The organism is Stenotrophomonas sp. TWI273 (genome assembly GCF_039674765.1).
GTDB lineage: Bacteria > Pseudomonadota > Gammaproteobacteria > Xanthomonadales > Xanthomonadaceae > Stenotrophomonas.
Map to the genome: position 1 here is coordinate 13,387 of NZ_JBDJOA010000025.1, position 18,585 is coordinate 31,971.

Consider the following 18,585-nt stretch of genomic DNA (forward strand, 5'->3'; position numbering starts at 1 on the left):
GCGCACAATCCCCGCCCATGAGCGACTCCCGTACCCGCCAGGCCGACGCCCTGGTCGACACCCTGCAGCGCGAAGCCGGCGGCAAACTCACCGTGTTCCTGGGTGCGGCACCGGGCGTGGGCAAGACCTTCAGCATGCTCACCCGCGCGCATGAGCAGCTGCGCCGCGGCGTGGATGTGGTGATCGGGCTGGTGGAAACCCACGGCCGCGCCGAGACCTCGGCGCTGCTGGCGGGCCTTCCGCAGGTGCCGTTGCTGCAGCGCGAGTATCAACAGCACGCACTGGAGGAGATGGACCTGGACGCGGTGCTGGCACGTCGCCCGGCGCTGGTGCTGGTGGACGAACTGGCGCATCGCAACGTGCCCGGCAGTCGCCACGAGCGGCGCTGGCAGGACGTGATGGAGCTGCTGGATGCCGGCATCGACGTGTGGACGACGGTCAACATCCAGCATCTGGAAAGCCTCAACGACGTGGTCATGCGGATCACCGGGGTGCGGGTCAGCGAGACCGTGCCCGATGCGGTGCTCGACCGTCTGCACGACATCGTGCTGGTGGACCTGCCGCCGCGCGAACTGATCGAGCGGCTGCAGCAGGGCAAGGTCTACGTGCCGGAGCAGGCGGCGCAGGCGTTGCAGGCGTTCTTCTCGCCGGCCAACCTGACCGCGCTGCGCGAGCTGGCCATGCAGGAAGCCGCCGATCGCGTGGACAGCAGCCTGCGCGAAACCCGTGCCGCGCGCGGCGAAGGCAACCTGCCGCTGCGCCGGCGGGTGCTGGTGGCGATCGATGGCGGCGGCCAGAGTGAGTACCTGGTGCGGGTCGGCCGGCGCATCGCCGAGCGGCGCGATGCGCCGTGGACGGTGGTGACGGTGCAGGCGCGCGCGCACGACGAGCAGACCCGGCGCGAGATCGATGCCGCCTTCGCCCTGGCCCGCCGCCTCGGGGGTGAAGCGGAGCTGCTGCATGGCTCCAGCATCGCCGATGCGCTGCTGGACCATGCCGCACACAACGGTGTCTCCACGCTGGTGCTGGGCCGCACACGCGAGCGGCCGCTGGCACGCATGCTCAACCGCACGCTGACCCAGCAGCTGATCCGACGCGGCGCGCATTTCGAGATCACCATCATCGGTACACCACAGGCACGTGCGCGGGCACGCCGGTCCGGGCTGTCGATACCCAGCCGCAGCGCCGGCAAGGATGCGCTGCTGGCAGTGGGGGCCACTGCGGCCGCCTGCCTGGTGGCGCTGGTCGCCGAACGCTGGATCGGGCTGTACGACCTGTCGATGGTCTTCATCGTGGCGGTAGTGATGGTCGCTGCGCGCAGCCGCACCAGTGCGGCGGTGATCGCCGCCGCGCTGTGTTTCCTCGCCTACAACTTCTTCTTCATCGCGCCGCGCTTCACCTTCGCGATCAGCGCGCGGCAGGGCGTGATCACGGTCTTCCTGTTCCTGGCCGCCGCCTTGGTGGCAGGGCGGTTGGCCTCGCGCCTGCGCATGCAGGTGGTGGCCTTGCGCGCCGCCAACCGGCACGCGCATGCGCGCCAGGCACTGGGCCGGCAGCTGGCCAGTGCGCCCAGCAACGAGCAGGTCGCGCAGGCCGGTCGGGAAGCGCTGGAGCAGGCGATGGATGCCCCGGCGTGGCTGCGCATCGGGCAGTACACCAGCGCCAGTGGCAGCGCCGCGCCAGGTGATACGGATCTGGCCGCGGCCGACTGGGCGCACCGGCACGGCCAGCCCAGCGGGCGCTTCACCGATACGCTGGCCGGTGCCGGCTGGTGGTTCCTGCCGCTGCTGGACGGCGACGACCGGGCGATCGGCGTGGCCGGCATGCGCTTCCCGCGCGAGGCGCCGCGGCTCACGCCCGAGCAGCGCCAGCTGGCCGAGGCGATGGTGGACGATATCGCGCAGGCTGCGCTGCGCACCCAGCTGGTGGCCGATCTGGAGAAGGCGCACGTGAGCAACGAGACCGAGCGGCTGCGCTCGGCGTTGCTGTCCTCGGTGTCGCATGACCTGCGCTCGCCGCTGGCGGCGATGATCGGCTCGGCCGACAGCCTCTCCAGCTACGCCGATGCGATGGATGCCAGTGACCGGCGCGCCCTGCTGGATACCATCCTGGTCGAAGGCGAGCGCCTGGACCGCTACATCCAGAACCTGCTGGACATGACCCGGCTCGGCCATGACGGCCTGCAGATCAACCGCGACTGGATCGGCGTGGATGAGCTGGTCGGTTCGGCCGCGCGCCGCCTGCAGCGCTATCAGCCCGACGTGCTGCTCAAGCTGGATATTCCCGCTGAACTGGCGCCGATCTGGGTACATCCGGCGCTGGTCGAGCAGGCGGTGTTCAACGTGATGGAGAACGCGGCCAAGTTCTCCCCACCCGGTGCGGCGGTGGAGGTGCAGGCGCGGCTGGTCGAGGGCGAATTGCGCATCGACGTGCTCGATGCCGGCCCCGGTATTCCCGACGACGAGCGGGCGCGCATCTTCGACATGTTCTACAGCGTGGAGCGCGGCGATCGTGGCCGGCATGGCACGGGCCTGGGCCTGACCATCTGCCAGGGCATGATCGGGGCGCATGGCGGCAGCGTGCAGGCGCTGCCGGGCCGCGACGGACGCGGTACCCTGATCCGCATCACCCTGCCCTTGCTGCAGCCCCACCCTGCCGATGACACCGATGATTCCTGAGGCTTCCCACGGCGTGCCCCCGGCGCGTGTGCTGGTGATCGACGATGAAGCGCAGATCCGGCGCTTCCTGGAGATCAGCCTGCGCGCGCAGGGCTACCGCGTGTCCCAGGCCGCCACCGGCCAGGCCGGGCTGGAAGCGCTGGTCGGCGAAGGGGCGGACCTGGTGATCCTGGATATCGGCCTGCCCGACATGGAAGGCCATGACGTGCTGGGCGAGCTGCGTCAGTGGAGCCAGGTGCCGGTGATCATGCTGACCGTGCGCGCCAGCGAGACCGAGAAGGTGCGGGCGCTGGATGCCGGCGCCAACGACTACGTGACCAAGCCGTTCGGCACGCAGGAGCTGATGGCGCGCGTGCGTGCCCTGCTGCGCTCGCGCACGGTCTCCAGCGAGGGCGTGCTGCCCCAGTTCGATGATGGGCACCTGCATATCGACCTGGTGCGGCGCGAAGTACATCTGGAGGGTGCGCCGGTGGCACTGACGCGCAAGGAGTACGCGTTGTTGTCACTGCTGCTGCGCAATGCCGGGCGGGTCGTGACCCAGCCGCAGATCCTGCAGGACATCTGGGGGCCGACACACCAGCACGACACGCATTACCTGCGGATTCTGGTTGGCAAGCTGCGCCACAAGCTGGGCGATTCGGCGCTGGATTCGCGCTATCTGTTCACCGAGCCCGGCGTGGGGCTGCGGTTCAAGGGCTAGGTACCGACCGTTGGTCGGTACCCATGCCAGTCAGAAGCCCAGGTCCACACCCGGCAGCAGCGGTTGCAGCTGCGCGCGGAACAGGGCCTTGATGCGCTCCAGCGCCGCCTCGTCATCGGCCTCGAAACGCAGCACCAGCACCGGCGTCGTGTTGGACGCGCGCACCAGGCCCCAGCCATCGGGGAAGTCGGCACGCAGGCCGTCGATGGTGGACAGGCGCGCGCCGGCGAACGGCGACTCCTCCACCTGCACCGAGGACACGAACAACGACACCAGCGCGTGCGGGGTACCCGCGTCCACCGGCACCTTCAGCTCCGGGGTGGAGACGCTGTCGGGCAGTTCGTCCAACACCTCCGAGGGGCTCTCTTCGCGCTGGGCAAGGATCTCCAGCAGGCGCGCGGCGGCGTACAGGCCATCGTCGAAGCCGAACCAGCGTTCCTTGAAGAAGAAGTGCCCGCTCATCTCGCCCGCCAGCTCGGCGTCGGTTTCGCGCATCTTCGCCTTCATCAGCGAATGGCCGGTCTTCCACATCAGCGGGCTGCCACCGTTGCGCAGCACGTAATCGGAGAGCTTGCCGCTGCACTTCACGTCGTAGATCACCAGCGCGCCCGGGTTGCGCATCAGCACATCGGCGGCGAACAGCATCAGCAGGCGATCGGCGTAGATGATCGTGCCTTCGCGGGTGACCACGCCGAGACGGTCGCCGTCGCCATCAAAGGCCAGGCCGATATCCGCATCGAAGCGCTTCACGGTCTGGATCAGGTCTTCCAGATTGCGCGGGTCGCTCGGGTCCGGATGGTGGTTCGGGAAGGTGCCGTCCACATCGCAGTACAGCGGAATGACCTCCGCACCGATCGCTTCCAGCAGCGGCTGGGCAAGCTCGCCGGCCACACCATTGCCCGCGTCGGCGACCACCTTGAGCGGGCGATCCAGCTGCACGTCATCGGCGATGCGCTGGATGTAGTCGGCATTGACGTCGCGGGTCTGGAAACTGCCCGGCTCGGGGGCCACGTGCAGCTGACCATCGCGGATGCGGTGGTACAGCTCGGTGATCGCATCGCCGGACAGCGTTTCACCGCCGACCACGATCTTGAAGCCGTTGTAGTCCGGCGGGTTGTGGCTGCCGGTCACCGCCACGCAGCTGCCGGCGCGCAGGTGGTAGCTGGCGAAGTACACCACCGGCGTCGGCGCCAGGCCGATGTCGGTGACGTTGCAGCCGGCGCGGCGCAGGCCTTCGATCAGGCCGGCGGTGAGCTCGGGGCCGGACAGGCGTCCATCGCGCCCCACCACGATGTCGCGCAGGCCCTGGACCTGCAGCACCGAACCGATCGCCTGGCCGATCAGGGCGGCGACCTTGGGGGTCAGCTCGCGGCCGACGATGCCGCGGATGTCGTAGGCGCGGAAGATCCCGGCCCCGACGGTCTCGCCCGGCACGGCCGGCGGCGGCGCGGCCGCTGCTGTTTCATCAACGCTCTCGACGGCGGCCACCGCGAGCGGTACCTGGGCGAGACTTTCACTCAAGGTGGGACCGGCGTCGGCACCGCTGTCGGCGGCACCACGGCGACGCGGCAACGGCACCTTGCCTTTGCCCAGCACCAGCAGCACGGCAATCAGCAGCAACAACACGGCCACGATCGCACTGGAGATCGCCCCCAGGCCCAACGGGCCCGGTTCGATGTCCGGCACCGCGGCCGACAGGCGCAGGCCACTGGTGCCGATCGGACGTGCCAGCGCTTCAGCGCCGCCGGACAGCCCGCGGCTGCCCTGTTCAATCACGTTGTGATTGCCTTGGCGCAGGGCGAGATAGCCGGCGCCCGGCACGGCGACCTGGTCGAATATGCCGGTCAGCCGCAGCAGCGGCTGCCGCACGTAGACCACGGCCGCCCCCTGCGGGCCCAGCTCCACCGCCGCGGCCAGGCCGAGGCGCTGGCCGCCGGCATCGCGCACCACGCGACCGACGGGTGTGTCATCGGCGATGGCCGCCTCGAGCAGGGCCAGGCGCGAGTAACCGAAGGCCTTCGGATCGGCGTACGCCGCATCAAGATCGGCCGTGAGGATCTGGACGTCTTCCACGCCGGGCCAGCCTTCGCGGATGGCGACGGCCGCACCTTGTGCGTTGCCGCTGGCCAGTGCGCTGGCAACGCGCTCGGTCTTGAGCACCTTGCCCAGCTTGCCGAGCTGACCGGTCAGCGCCGTCTGCAGCCCCGCGACCACCTGATCGCGGGAGTGTTCAAGCTCGGCGCCGACGGCGGCCTGGCGCCATTGGCGCACACCGCTCCACCCGAACCAGACCGCCAACAGCACCAGCAGCACGGCCAACAGCGGCACCGAGCGCCCTGTGGTCAACCGCGGCCGTCCTTCCGCCTTCGCCTTGCTCATGACGCTCCCCTGTCAGCGCACCCCGGTATGGCCGAATCCACCCGTTCCCCTGGCGCTGTCGGTGAAAGTATCCACTACCTGAAGCGCCACGCGTGCAATGGGCAGCACCACCAGCTGGGCGATGCGATCGCCGGGCTGCAGCGTGAACGGCTCGCGGCCGCGGTTCCAGGCGCTGATCAGCAGCGGGCCCTGGTAATCGGCATCGATCAGGCCGGTGCCGTTGCCCAGCACGATGCCGTGGCGATGGCCAAGCCCGGAGCGCGGCAGCACCACGGCGGCCAGGTTTGGATCGGCGATATGGATGGCGATACCACTGGGAATCAGCGCGGTGTCGCCCGGCTGCAGCGTGAGCTCGGTCTCCAGCGCAGCACGCAGATCGAGGCCGGCGCTGTGTTCGGTGGCGTAGGCCGGCAGCGGCCATTCGTCGCCGAAACGCGGATCGAGCAGCTTGACCTGCAACGGCTGGAGGGAGGAATCGATGGTCATGCGTGCAACCTCTGGGCAATCAGGGACAACAGTTGTTCGGCCAGCACGGCCTTGGAGGTGCCGGGGAACACCTGTTCGCCGCCCTGCCAGTAGGCCGTGGCCGCGTTTTCATCGCTTTCGAAACCGCCGGTGCTGATCCCGACCTGGTTGGCGATCACCAGATCCAGGCGCTTGTCGACCAGCTTGCCGCGCGCGTACTTCTCCACATCGTGGGTTTCGGCGGCGAAGCCGACCACCAGCTTGAGCGCGTTGGTCTGCGTGGCCACCTCGGCCAGGATGTCCGGGGTGCGCACCAGCTCCAGGGTCAGGCTCTGGGTATCGGCGGTCTTCTTGAGTTTCTGCGGAGCGACCTGGCGCGGGGTGTAATCGGACACCGCGGCCGCACCGATATAGATGTCGGCCGGCAACGCACCGAGCACCGCTTCGCGCATCTGCGCGGCCGAGCGCACATCAACGCGCTGCACACCGGCAGGCGTGGCCAGCTGGACCGGGCCACTGACCAGCACCACCTGCGCGCCCAGGCGGGCGGCGGCGGCGGCCAGCGCGTAGCCCATCTTGCCGCTGCTGCGGTTGCCGACGTAGCGCACCGGGTCGATATCTTCATAGGTGGGGCCGGCGCTGATCAGCACGCGCAGCCCCTTCAGTTCACTGCTCGCCGGTGGCTCGGCGGGGGCCGGCGCGTGCAGCCGGGCCAGCGCGGCCACGATCGCGTTCGGTTCGGTGAGCCGACCGGGACCGGACTCGCCTTCGGCCAGCGGACCGTCTTCCGGCCCGATCACCTGGGCACCACGCTCGCGCAGCAGGGCGATGTTGGCCTGGGTGGCCGGGTGCAGCCACATGCGGTGGTTCATCGCCGGGCACACGGTCAGCGGCGCGGTCGTGGCCAGGCACAGGGTGGTGACCAGATCATCGGCGTGGCCGTTGGACAGGCGCGCGAGCAGATCGGCGGTGGCCGGGGCGACCACGATGCGGTCGGCCCAGCGGGCCAGCTCGATATGGCCCATGGCCTGCTCGGCCGCGCTGTCCCACAGGGTGGTGCGGGTCGGCTGGCCGGACAGCGCCTGGAAGCTCAGCGGGGTGACGAACTGCTGAGCCCCGACAGTCATCGCGACCTGCACCTGGGCCCCGGCATCGCGCAGGCGGCGCACCAGTTCCAGCGACTTGTAGGCAGCGATCCCGCCACCAACGCACAACAACAGCTTCTGGCCTTCCAACGGGCGCGCGGACGCCGGAGAAGCCTGGGGGGAGTCAGCCACCTTGGGTGTTCCTGTCGAACCGAGGCGATTAGCTTACCTGATGGGGTGCGGGCGGCTCATGCCCCAGGGGCATGAGGGGGGTGTTTTTGGTCATGAGGGTGCACGGGTGCCACCCTTGATTGTTGGCCTGCCCAGGAGATGGAACTGCCTGGGCAAGGGTGCCGACAACGGAAGGTGACTCCGTGGTTTTAGTCGTTAAAAAAGGATGCTTTAATAACGATCGCGGCTGGGAAAGGTTTCTTTCGCAGCTGAAACCGTATCCAAAGGAACCTTGTCATGCCGCGCATCACTGGGACCTGTGCCACAACCGCCGTTGGTGGCGAGAACGTTCACGCGTTCGTGCCTCACGCCCTCCCGCCCGGAGATCCGGTGCTTTCCCCCACCGCGTACGTGGAGCAGAACGCCCGCGCCGAAGTAGCGTTGACGCGCTTGTCCGGTATGGCCGGGCTGGTGGCCTCCAGCAACTGGCTGATCTATGCCGCCATCCGCAAGGAGGCCTTGCTTACCTCGCAGCTGGAAGGCACCCAGGCCACACTGACCGACGTGCTGGATGAGGAAGCCGGTATGACGGTGACCAATGCCCAGGATGTGGAAGAAGTTACGAATTACCTGCTGGCGTTCAACTACGCGCGCGAGCAGCTGCGTAGCCCTACCGGTCTGCCGGTATCACTGCGGCTGCTGACCGAGTCCCACCGGGTGCTGATGACGGGCGTGCGTGGCGCCACCAAGCAGCCACGGGCCGTGCGCACTACACAGAACTGGATTGGTGGAAGCCGACCAGGCAATGCGAGCTTCGTTCCACCGCCCGCGCAGGAAGTGGGGCCCGCACTCAGCGCGCTGGAGCGCTATATCCACCAGCCAGAGCACGCGTTGCCGCCCTTGGTGCGCGTGGCGTTGGTGCATGCGCAATTCGAAACCATCCACCCCTTCCTGGACGGCAACGGACGTATCGGCCGCCTGCTCATCGCCATGCTGTTGGAAGAGTGGAAGTTGATGCCCGAGCCGTTGCTGTATGTGTCTGGTTACCTGAAACGACACCAGCGGATGTACTACGACCGGCTTTCCGCCATTCGAAATGACGGTGACTGGGAAGGCTGGGTGAGCTTCTTTCTGGAGGCCGTGGAGGCCGCTGCTGATGAGGCGCAAAGCAGCATCGTTGCCCTTGCCGCATGCATCGCCGAGGATCGGAAGCGTGTGCTTGCGCTGGGTACCAGTACGTTGGCGACGCTTCGGTTGTTCGAGCTGCTTCCCACCATGCCGAGAATCAACATTGATCGTGCGGCGCAGGTGCTGGAGGTGAGTGCTCCAACTGCGGCGAAGGCCATCAATGGATTGCAGGTAGCTGGGGTGTTGGAGGAGACGACGGGCCGGGCGCGGAACCAGAGATTCTTGTATGCGCGGTATGTAAGGCTGTTGATGCAGTGATTGGAGTTCAATCGATCAAGTTTGATGTGCCACATTCTTGCCGCTGACGTAAAGACCCGCTGAGAGCGCCCTACCATGTACTCCCCGCGGCGTGCGGGTGCTCCGAACAAAACATGGGAGATCAGAGTGTAAAAACCTTATGCCTGCGGACCGTGGAACTTTGCTCCTTTCGACTGGCATCGTGAATCCCACGCGCGAACCTCCCCGATATGCAGGCAGTCACACCATCACACGCACTCTCCGTGCCCTGAGGCCAACACGCCTACCGACGTCAGAAATCAGCTTCGCTCGCTGGGCTGGGTTTTTCATGGCAATGACATGGTTTCACCCCTAAAGGGACGCCCTGAGCTGGCTTGTATGAGGCAGATTGCCCATGAAGCATTACTAACGATGCGACGCAGACATCCCAAGGCTTTCAGAGATTGATATTCAAATCCGGGGATAGCACCTGCATCCATCCCTCCAGATTCTGACGCGCTATCGCGATCGCTTCTGATGGCGCCTCCACTCGTGCATCCCGACAATTGCTGATATGGCAATTAAAGACTGGCCCAAAGATGAACGCCCTCGCGAAAGGTTGCTGGCAAAAGGGCCCGCTGCTTTATCTGACGTAGAGCTTCTGGTCTTATTCATGGGTACCGGCCGCAAGGGCCAGCATGTGCTGGAGAGCGCGAGTCAGCTGATGAAGATTCATGGTCCACTGCGGAAGTTATTGGACATGGATGCCGCAAAGCTCATGAAGCTTCCGGCACTGGGGCCTGCACGAGCATGCAAACTGGTGGCAGCGCTCGAACTCGCTAACCGTCACCTCCGCGCGCAATTGGATCGAGGCGACAGCATGCGCGACCCCGGCTCTGCAGCGCGTTACTTCAAGCAAAGACTGCGCTCCCGACCTCAAGAGGTATTTGCGGCCCTGTTTCTGGACACCCGCAACCGGACACTGGGCTATGAGGAGCTGTTCACCGGCACCATTGACGCGGCCGCCGTGTATCCGCGGGAGGTGGTTCGCCGGGCGTTATTGCATAACGCCGCAGCGGTCATCGTCAGCCACAACCACCCCTCCGGCAGCGCGGAGCCCTCTCGCGCGGATCGCGAGATCACCCAGCACCTCCAGAAGGCCTTGGATCTAGTCGACATCCGCCTCCTGGACCACGTAGTAGTAGGCGAAGGCACCCCCGTCTCCATGGCTGAACGAGGCTGGCTCGAACCCACCCTCTCTTTTCGGGGCTGAACGCCCCAGTCAGTCCCAGAACCCCTGTCCGAAGCCCTGAAACCGCCCCCAACACCCCTCAAGCCCCCTGCCCCAACCCCGTTCAATGGATCGGCCCGCCATCTAGGCTAAAATTGCCGATTCCGCCGCTCCAGTCCCAAAGCAGGCCTTGTGAAAAATCTCCTCCGCGCCCTGATCAGCCAAGGCATCGAAGCCTTGCGCGCCAACGGCACTCTGCCGGCCGATACCCTGACCCCGGAATTCGTGGTCGAACGCCCGAAGACCCGTGAGCACGGCGATTTCGCCACCAATGCCGCGATGCTGCTGGCCAAGCCGGCGCGCAGCAACCCGCGCGCCCTGGCCCAGGCGCTGCTCGATGCCCTGCCCAAGAGCAATGATGTGCTGCGCGTCGAGATCGCCGGCCCGGGCTTCATCAATTTCCACCTCGCCCCCAGCGCCTACCAGCGCGAAGCGGCCGGCGTGCTCAAGGAAGGCGCCGATTACGGCCACAACCTGAGCGGCAACGGCCGCACCGTGGGCGTGGAATACGTGTCGGCCAACCCGACCGGTCCGCTGCATGTCGGCCACGGCCGCGCGGCGGCGATCGGTGACTGTCTGGCGCGCCTGCTGGAAGTGAACGGTTGGAACGCCAAGCGCGAGTTCTACTACAACGACGCCGGCGTGCAGATCGAGAACCTGGCGCTGTCCACCCAGGCGCGTGCGAAGGGCCTCAAGCCCGACGACGCCGGCTGGCCGGAAGCCGGTTACCGCGGCGATTACATCGAGGATGTGGCCAAGGCCTATCTGGCCGGCGCCACGGTGGAGCTGGAAGGCCACTCGGTGGTCGGCGAGCGCGACCCGGACAATCTCGATGCGATCCGTCGCTTCGCGGTGGCCTACCTGCGCAACGAGCAGAACCAGGACCTGGCCGCGTTCGGCGTGGACTTCGACATCTACTTCCTGGAAAGCTCGCTGTACAAGGACGGCAAGGTCGAAGAGACCGTCGCCCAGCTCAACGCGGCCGGCCATACGTATGAGGAAGGCGGCGCGCTGTGGCTGCGCTCGACCGACTTCGGTGACGACAAGGACCGCGTGATGCGCAAGTCCGACGGCACCTACACCTACTTCCTGCCGGATGTGGCCTATCACCTCTCCAAGTGGCAGCGCGGCTACGAGCGCGCGATCACCGAGCTGGGCGCGGACCACCACGGTTCGCTGGCGCGCGTGCGTGCCGGCCTGCAGGCGCTGGACGTCGGCATCCCGAAGGGCTGGCCGGAATACGTGCTGCACCAGATGGTGACGGTGATGCGCGGCGGCGAGGAAGTGAAGCTGTCCAAGCGTGCCGGCAGCTACCTGACCCTGCGCGACCTGATCGAAGAGGCCGGCCGCGATGCCACCCGCTGGTTCCTGATCGCGCGCAAGCCCGATTCGCAGCTGACCTTCGATATCGATCTGGCCCGCCAGCAGAGCAACGACAATCCGGTGTTCTACGTGCAGTACGCACATGCGCGGGTGTGCAGCCTGCTGCGCCAGGCGCAGGAGAAGAAGCTGAGCTACACGCCGGCCGAAGGGCTGACCGGGCTGTCCTCGCTCGGCGATGAGGCGTCGCTGTGGCTGATGGTGGAAATGTCGCGCTTCCCGGAAGTCGTTGAAGCGGCCGGCCTGGCGCTGGAACCGCACCTGATCGCGCAGTACCTGCGTGAATTGGCGCACGCCTTCCACACGTGGTATCACGGCACGCAGGTACTGGTGGCCGACGAAAGCGAACGCAATGCCAAGCTGACGCTGGCCTGCGCCGCGCGCCAGGTCCTGGCCAATGGTCTGAACATCCTGGGCGTTTCCGCCCCGGAAAAAATGTAAGCAGTGGAGAAGCAGTAAATGGCAGCACGACGCGGCAAGAGCCAGGCACGGCGCAACAGCAACCAGGGCACCCCGGGATGGGTGTGGCTGGTCGCGGGTGTCGCGATTGCGGCCGTGGTGTTCCTGGCGGCACCGAACCTGTTCAAGAACGACGGTGATGGCTTCCTGCGGGTCGGCCCGCAGCCGGACCCGAACGCCCAGCCGGCCCCGGTGAGCGACGCCGATACGGACGTCGGCAGCGAGCTGCCCAAGCCCGGCGCCGCCAAGCCTGCCGAACCGGCCAAGCCGGCGGCGACGCAGTACGACTTCTACACCCTGCTGCCCGGCAAGGAAGTGGAAATGTCCGATGCCGAGCTGGCCGCCAGCGCACGCGCCGAAGATCAGCGCCGCGCCAAGGCCGATGCGCAGCGCGCGCAGGCGGCGCTGGAAGGCCGTCCGTTGCCGCCGGCACCGGCGCCGACCAGCACCGCCGCGACCACCACGCCTGCGCCGGTCAGTACCGCTGCGTTGCCAGCGCCGGTGAACGAACGTCCGGCCGCCACCCCGGCACCGGCGGCATCGGCTCCGGCCACAGTGGCGACCGCGCCGAAGCCGGATGCAGCGGCCGCCACCGCCCCGGCTGCCGCCGCTGCAGCCGCAGCGCCGGCCGCGGGCAACGTGCGTTACATCCTGCAGGCCGGTGCGTTTGGTGCCTCCGGCGACGCCGAGGCGACCAAGGCCAAGCTGGCGATGATCGGCCTGGCCGCGCGCGTGGAATCGGCCCAGATCAACGGCAAGACGGTGTACCGCGTGCGCATGGGGCCGTATGGCAGCGCGGGCGAGCTGGCCGAAGCCAAGCAGAAGCTGGATGGGACCGGGCTGCAGGCGATGGCGATCAAGGCGCAGTAAGGCGCGCTGCAACGTATACAGGAACGCCGGGCATTGCCCGGCGTTTTTTTTGATCGCCCAGAGCAGCCGACCCACGGTCGGCTCGACGGGTTATCGTCCCTGCATGTCTTCCCGCCCCGATTCTGATGACCTTCCCGGCGTTGCCGGTGCGACCGGTCGCTACCGCGAATGGGCGGCACCTGCTCCGTTGCAGGGCTGTTTCGGGCAGCTGTGGCGCAGCGATCTGCCGGTGGGCCATCACGGTGAGGTTGCGGTGCTGCCCGATGGCTGCGTGGACATCCTGTGGCGGGAGGGACGGCTGTATGCGGTGGGCCCGGATGTGGTGGCCGCCCACCCGCAGTTGATGCCCGGCGCGCAGGTGTTGGGCGCGCGCTTCCAGCCCGGCGCGGCGCGGGCGTGGCTGGGGGTGCCGCTGGACGAACTGGTGGGCACCGCCGTGGAGCTGGATGCGGTGCTGGGACCCCAGGCGCGGCAGTTGGCGGCGCGGTTGAATGACGTGGGCGATGGCGATGCGCGGCAGCGGTTGTTCGCGCAGGCGCTGGCTGGGTTGCCCCGCTCTACCGGTAGCCGCCACGCGGTGGCGGCGCGGGTGTTCGGGCAGGTGCGGGCCGGTGGTCATGATCTGGCCGCGATCGGTTCGGGGCTGCACATAAGCACGCGCAGCCTGCGCCGGTTGTGCCATGAGCAGTTCGGCTATGGACCGAAGATGCTGGAGCGGATTCTGCGGCTGCAGCGGTTCCTGACGCTGGCCCGGGCGAGACCGGGAGAGGGGCTGGCGGGGTTGGCGGCGGAGGTGGGCTACGCCGACCAGTCGCACCTGAGCCGCGAGGTGCGGGCGCTGGCAGGGATCGGGGCGGCGGCGTTGTGCGCGCAGTGGCGTGGCTGACTGGCCGTTTTGTTCAAGACCGGCGCGGCCGCAGTGGCGATGCTGGGGCTCCTTTCCACGAGAAGCGTCCATGAGCACCGCACACGGCAACGATCGCCGCATCGACAACATCGAATTCAATGTCACCGACATCGCGCGCAGCAAGGCGTTCTACGCTGAGGTCTTCGGCTGGACGTTCACCGATTACGGCCCGGCCTACACCGAGTTCAGCGATGGACGCCTGACCGGTGGGTTCACCACCGGCGAAGCGGTGCAACCGGGCGGACCCCTGGTGATTCTGTATGCCGATGACCTGGTCGCCACGCAGCAGCGGCTGCAGGCGGCCGGCGCGGCAATCTGCCGGGCCGCGTTTGATTTCCCGGGCGGCCGTCGGTTTCATTTCCGCGATCCGGATGGGTATGAGCTGGCGGTGTGGACGGCCGCCTGAGGTAGAGCCGACCGTTGGTCGGCTGCCAGGATGCAGGTAGAGCCGACCGTTGGTCGGCTGCCAGGATGCAGGTAGAGCCGACCGTTGGTCGGCTGCCGTCAGCGGTGGGTAGGCGCCAAGGGCAGCCGACCAACGGTCGGCTCTACCGGTTTCGGGCGTGCGGCCGAGGTGTTGGCCCGTTCGGGCGTGCGGCCGAGGTGTTGGCCAGCGATGCCCTTGGATCAGTCGCGCGCGACCTGGAAGCCGGCGAACGACTGGCTGACCGGCATCACTTCGAGGCGATTGATGTTCAGATGCGCCGGCAGCGAGGCGACCCAGAAGATCTGCTCGGCGATGTCCTCGGCGGTCATCGGGTTGGCGCCGGTGTAGAGCTTGTCCGAAGCGGCCTGGTCGCCATGGGTGCGGACCACGGTGAACTCGGTTTCAGCCATGCCCGGTTCGATCGTCGTCACACGCACGCCGCTGCCGTGCAGGTCCGAGCGCAGGCCCAGCGAGAACTGGCTGACGAAGGCCTTGGTGCCGCCGTAGGCGTTGCCGCCCGGGTACGGGTACACCCCGGCAACCGAGCTGATGTTGATGATCGCGCCCTTGCGCGCGACCAGCTGCGGCAACAGGCGATGGGTCAGCGTCACCAGGGCGGTGACGTTGGTGTCGATCATGGTGCGCCAGTCCTCCAGCGAGGCGCTCTGGGCCGGGGCGGTGCCCTGGGCCAGCCCGGCGTTGTTGACCAGCAGGTCGATGTCGGCGAACCCGGCCGGCAGGGCGGCCAGTGCCGCTTCCATCGCCACGCTGTCGCGCACGTCGAACACCGCGGCATGCACGCGCTCGGGACCGTAGGCATCGACCAGCGGCTGCAGGCGCTCGGCACGGCGACCGGTGGCGATCACGCGCCAGCCGGCCTGGGCGAAACGGTGGACAGCGGCGGCGCCAAAGCCGGAGGTGGCGCCGGTAATCAGAGCGGTACGGGTCATCGAGGTACTCCGTGGAGATCCCGACCATTTTCGCACCGATGCCCGCCCGGTGCAGCGCCGTGCGCTGCTCCGCTACCCGGTCCTGCGCGCCTTCGTCTCAGCGGATGCGGAACACCCGTGCCTTGGGCAGGTCTTCATCCACCTGCAGGAACCAGCGGCCGGCGATGCCCGGCACCACCACGATCTCGGGGTTGCTGCGGGCGGTCTTGAGCGTCATCTCGCCCTTGAGCACCTGCCACTGCTGGCCGTTGTCGAGGGTGAACACGGTGCCGGGGGCCCAGCCGCCCACCTGGCCGGTGACCTTGGCGGTGATGGGGCCGTCGTCCAGCCCGGGGAACAGGGGTGCCGGCGCCGGGGCCTCGGCCTCGGCCTGGCGCAGCAGGCGGTTCAGCGTCTGCAGCTGGGCCGGGGTCAGCCCGACCTCGGCCAGCGCCTGCGGATCCAGCCGCTGCTCCAGCGCCACATACGGAACCTGCGCCCCAGCCTGGCCCGCCAGCAACATGCCCACACACCCGAGTACCTGCCACCTGCGCATTGCCTGCTCCACTGCCTGTCGATGCCTGATCGCGGCACTGTGCTTCACTTTCATGGCAGCCAGATGACAGCGACCACCGGTCGCAGCCGGCGGCGGGCCCGGCACGGGGTAAAATGGCCGCCAGCCGCGCAGCCGCGCCGGCGGTATTGGACGTCCCATGATCAACAACGATGTACTGCGCAGCATCCGCTACATGCTCGACCTCAGCGACGGCATGATCGCCGACACCTGTGCCCTGGCCGATCCGGCCTTCGTGGTCGACAAGGCCGATGTGGCCGGCTGGCTGCGCAAGGAAGACGAAGAAGGCTTCGTGCCCTGCGACGACCGCACCCTGGCGCATTTCCTGGATGGCCTGATCGTGCATTTCCGTGGCCGCGACGAGAGCCAGCCGGTCCGCACGGTGGAAAAGCGCATCACCAACAACCTGGTGCTGAAGAAGCTGCGCGTCGCCTTCCAGCTGAAGGACGTGGACATGCACGAGGTGTTCGACGCCGCCGGTTTCTCGGTCTCCAAGCCGGAACTGTCCGCGCTGTTCCGTCAGCCGGACCACAAGAACTACCGCGCCTGCGGTGACCAGATGCTGCGCAATTTCCTCAAGGGCCTGACCCTGCGCGTGCGCGGCGCCTGAGTGAGGCCTTGGTGCGTGGCTCCGGTGCCGGGGCCACGTGCTGCAGCAGTTCCGCCATGAAGGCCCGCGCCGCCGGCGTGGGCAGGTTCGACCAGACCGCATGAACCCGCCGGGTCGGTGCACCCTGGATTGCCACACAGGCAACGCCGCTGAAACCGGCAGCGATCGCCTGCGGCACGATGCCGACCGCCAGACCCTGCTGCACGAAGCGCTCGACCAGCGCCATGTGATTGATCTCGAACGGCACCCGATGGGGCAGTCCGGCGGCGGCGAAGGCCTCGTCCGTCTGCCGACGGGCCCCACTGCCCTGCGGGAAATCCACCAGCGGCAGCTCGGCCAGCGTCGCCAGCGAGAGCCGTCTGCGCGTCGCCAATGGATGCGCTGGCGGCAGCACGGCGACCATCGCCTCCTCGGCCAGCAATCGGTGCTGGGCGCCCTCGATCGGGGTCCCCGGGGACAGGCCGACCAGCGCCACATCCAGCCGCCGCTCGCGCACGTCGGCCATCAGCACTTCGCTCTTGTCCATGCGCAGGCGGAACTCGACCTGCGGATAGCGCTGGTGAAAGGCCGCCAGGCAAGCGACCAGATCCACCGCGGTCAACGAGGTGATCTGGCCGATGTGCAGGATGCCGCGCACCTGGCCACCGACGGCGGCGACGTCATCGCGCAGATGCCGCAGTGACGCCAGCACCTGGCGTGCGTGCGTCAACAGTGCTTCACCGGCGGGCGTTACCCTGACCTGACGCGGCAGGCGCTCGAACAGCGTGGCCTGCAGTTCGTCTTCGAGATGGGCGATCTGGTGGCTCAGCGCCGACTGCACGACGTGGCAGCGCTGCGCGGCTCGGGTGAAGTTGCCTTCCTCGGCCAGCGCCACCGCGAACTCGAGCTGCTTGAGGTTCATCGTGCCATCTCATTTTCAGATGCATTGGATGATAACTATTCATTTCCCTCATTTACCGATCGGGCGGACACTGTCGCCCCTTCTTTCCTGGAGCCCGTCATGACCCACGACGTGCCCTCGCCCCTCAGCCGCTGGCAGGTCCTGCTGATGGCCTTCGCCACCGGTGTGGCCGTGGCCAGCAACTATTACGCGCAGCCGCTGCTGCACACCATCGCCGGGCAGTTCGGGGTGTCCTTCGCGCGTGCCGGTACGGTGGTGACCGTGGCCCAGCTGAGCTATGCGGCGGGCCTGATCCTGCTGGTGCCGCTGGGCGATCTGTTCGAACGGCGCCGGCTGATCGTGGTGATGTCGCTGTTGTCGGCGGCCGGCCTGGTGCTGAGCGCGCTCAGCCATCAGTTCGTGTGGCTGCTGGTCGGCACCGCGCTGACCGGCCTGTTCTCGGTGGTGGCGCAGGTGCTGGTGCCATTCGCGGCGACGCTGGCGCGGCCGGAGGAGCGTGGCCAGGTGGTCGGCACGGTGATGAGCGGCCTGCTGCTCGGCATCCTGCTGGCGCGCACGGTAGCCGGGGCGCTGTCCTCGCTGGGCGATTGGCGCACCGTGTACTGGATCGCCGCGGCGGCGCTGGTGCTGACCACGGGCATGCTCTATCGGCATCTGCCGCGCTTCCATCAGACCGCCGGGCTGGGCTATCTGCAGCTGCTTCGCTCGATCGGCACGCTGTTCGCGCAGGAACCGGTGTTCCGCCTGCGCACCGTGCTGGGCGCGTTGAGCTTTGCGATGTTCGCGATCTTCTGGACGCCGTTGGCGTTCCTGCTCGCGGCCGAACCGTATGGCTACAGCGATGCGACGATCGGTCTGTTCGGGCTGGTGGGTGCGGCCGGCACGCTGGCCGCCGGTGTGGCCGGACGCATGGCCGACCGTGGCAAGGCCGCGTTGGCCACAACCGTGGCGCTGGTGCTGCTGGCCGCGTCGTGGCTGCCACTGGGCTTCTCCACGCACTCGCTGATCGCACTGGTGCTGGGCGTGATCGTGCTCGATCTGGCTGCGCAGTTGTTGCATGTGAGCAACCAGAACGTGGTGTATGCACTGCGCCCGGAAGCACGCAACCGGCTCAATGCCGGCTACATGACCGGCTATTTCATCGGTGGCTCGCTGGGCTCACTGGTCTCGGCGCAGGTGTTTGATCGCTTCGGCTGGACCGGTGTGTGCGTCACCGGTGCGGGCGTCGCGCTGGTGGCGATGGCGGTGTGGGCGGTGGCGGTGGTACGCCGGTAGAGCCGACCGGGGGGGGGGGGGGAGGGGCCGCCCCGGGGGGCGCCGACCCCACCGGGGCGCGAACCCCCGGGGGCCCCCCC

16 protein-coding genes are annotated in these 18,585 nt (G+C 67.7%); 10 read left to right on the forward strand and 6 right to left on the reverse strand.

Annotated features, from left to right (window positions below; all coding sequences use genetic code 11):
• The first annotated feature begins 17 nt into the window (after nt 1-17).
• Nucleotides 18-2,678: a sensor histidine kinase KdpD gene (locus tag ABE571_RS17595; RefSeq protein WP_313208802.1), complete on the forward strand. Its 2,661-nt coding sequence runs from the start codon at nt 18-20 to the stop codon at nt 2,676-2,678.
• The gene (locus ABE571_RS17600; RefSeq protein ID WP_313208803.1) at nt 2,659-3,378 is read left to right on the forward strand and encodes a response regulator transcription factor; all 720 of its coding nucleotides are present in this window, start codon (nt 2,659-2,661) and stop codon (nt 3,376-3,378) included. Before ABE571_RS17595 ends, ABE571_RS17600 begins: the two co-directional genes overlap by 20 nt.
• Before the next feature lie 30 nt (nt 3,379-3,408).
• Here the strand turns inward: ABE571_RS17600 and ABE571_RS17605 are convergent, their stop codons facing one another.
• The 3 genes from ABE571_RS17605 to coaBC are packed head-to-tail and all read right to left on the reverse strand — an operon-like array spanning nt 3,409 to nt 7,499.
• Entirely contained in the window at nt 3,409-5,757 is a 2,349-nt protein-coding gene (locus tag ABE571_RS17605; RefSeq protein ID WP_346494296.1) for a phosphomannomutase/phosphoglucomutase, read from the reverse strand.
• A 12-nt stretch (nt 5,758-5,769) separates the two neighbouring features.
• Entirely contained in the window at nt 5,770-6,243 is a 474-nt protein-coding gene (dut, locus tag ABE571_RS17610) for a dUTP diphosphatase (RefSeq protein ID WP_046272982.1), read from the reverse strand.
• The gene (gene coaBC, locus ABE571_RS17615) at nt 6,240-7,499 is read right to left on the reverse strand and encodes a bifunctional phosphopantothenoylcysteine decarboxylase/phosphopantothenate--cysteine ligase CoaBC (RefSeq protein ID WP_346494298.1); all 1,260 of its coding nucleotides are present in this window, start codon (nt 7,497-7,499) and stop codon (nt 6,240-6,242) included. The genes dut and coaBC overlap by 4 nt, the downstream gene beginning before the upstream one ends.
• A gap of 276 nt (nt 7,500-7,775) precedes the next feature.
• Between coaBC and ABE571_RS17620 the strand changes: the two genes are divergently transcribed.
• The 6 genes from ABE571_RS17620 (at nt 7,776) to ABE571_RS17645 (ending at nt 14,195) form a co-directional block, all read left to right on the forward strand.
• Entirely contained in the window at nt 7,776-8,924 is a 1,149-nt protein-coding gene (locus ABE571_RS17620; RefSeq protein WP_346481069.1) for a Fic family protein, read from the forward strand.
• Between the two features lie 532 nt (nt 8,925-9,456).
• On the forward strand, nt 9,457-10,155 hold the full coding sequence (radC, locus tag ABE571_RS17625; RefSeq protein WP_346494300.1) for a DNA repair protein RadC: 699 nt from the start codon (nt 9,457-9,459) through the stop codon (nt 10,153-10,155).
• Nucleotides 10,156-10,305: 150 nt separating this feature from the next.
• Nucleotides 10,306-11,994, forward strand: a complete 1,689-nt coding sequence (argS, locus tag ABE571_RS17630) for an arginine--tRNA ligase (RefSeq protein WP_346464610.1) — start codon at nt 10,306-10,308, stop codon at nt 11,992-11,994.
• Between the two features lie 18 nt (nt 11,995-12,012).
• The gene (locus ABE571_RS17635; RefSeq protein WP_346494302.1) at nt 12,013-12,882 is read left to right on the forward strand and encodes an SPOR domain-containing protein; all 870 of its coding nucleotides are present in this window, start codon (nt 12,013-12,015) and stop codon (nt 12,880-12,882) included.
• Between the two features lie 103 nt (nt 12,883-12,985).
• The gene (locus ABE571_RS17640; protein WP_346494304.1) at nt 12,986-13,768 is read left to right on the forward strand and encodes a helix-turn-helix domain-containing protein; all 783 of its coding nucleotides are present in this window, start codon (nt 12,986-12,988) and stop codon (nt 13,766-13,768) included.
• 70 nt (nt 13,769-13,838) lie between these two features.
• The gene (locus ABE571_RS17645) at nt 13,839-14,195 is read left to right on the forward strand and encodes a VOC family protein (protein ID WP_313208812.1); all 357 of its coding nucleotides are present in this window, start codon (nt 13,839-13,841) and stop codon (nt 14,193-14,195) included.
• Nucleotides 14,196-14,416: 221 nt separating this feature from the next.
• Here the strand turns inward: ABE571_RS17645 and ABE571_RS17650 are convergent, their stop codons facing one another.
• A complete protein-coding gene (locus tag ABE571_RS17650) occupies nt 14,417-15,166 on the reverse strand; it encodes an SDR family NAD(P)-dependent oxidoreductase (protein ID WP_176990950.1) in 750 nt (249 codons plus the stop codon).
• Between the two features lie 97 nt (nt 15,167-15,263).
• The gene (locus ABE571_RS17655) at nt 15,264-15,668 is read right to left on the reverse strand and encodes a hypothetical protein (protein WP_346494306.1); all 405 of its coding nucleotides are present in this window, start codon (nt 15,666-15,668) and stop codon (nt 15,264-15,266) included.
• A gap of 190 nt (nt 15,669-15,858) precedes the next feature.
• Here ABE571_RS17655 and ABE571_RS17660 point away from each other — a divergent pair, with 190 nt between their 5' ends.
• Complete coding sequence (locus tag ABE571_RS17660) at nt 15,859-16,329, forward strand: DUF1456 family protein (protein WP_313219929.1); 471 nt, start codon at nt 15,859-15,861, stop codon at nt 16,327-16,329.
• Here the strand turns inward: ABE571_RS17660 and ABE571_RS17665 are convergent.
• The gene (locus ABE571_RS17665) at nt 16,295-17,230 is read right to left on the reverse strand and encodes a LysR family transcriptional regulator (protein ID WP_346494308.1); all 936 of its coding nucleotides are present in this window, start codon (nt 17,228-17,230) and stop codon (nt 16,295-16,297) included. The genes ABE571_RS17660 and ABE571_RS17665 overlap by 35 nt on opposite strands.
• A 99-nt stretch (nt 17,231-17,329) precedes the next feature.
• Between ABE571_RS17665 and ABE571_RS17670 the strand changes: the two genes are divergently transcribed.
• The gene (locus ABE571_RS17670; protein ID WP_313208815.1) at nt 17,330-18,505 is read left to right on the forward strand and encodes an MFS transporter; all 1,176 of its coding nucleotides are present in this window, start codon (nt 17,330-17,332) and stop codon (nt 18,503-18,505) included.
• Nucleotides 18,506-18,585: the final 80 nt, after the last annotated feature.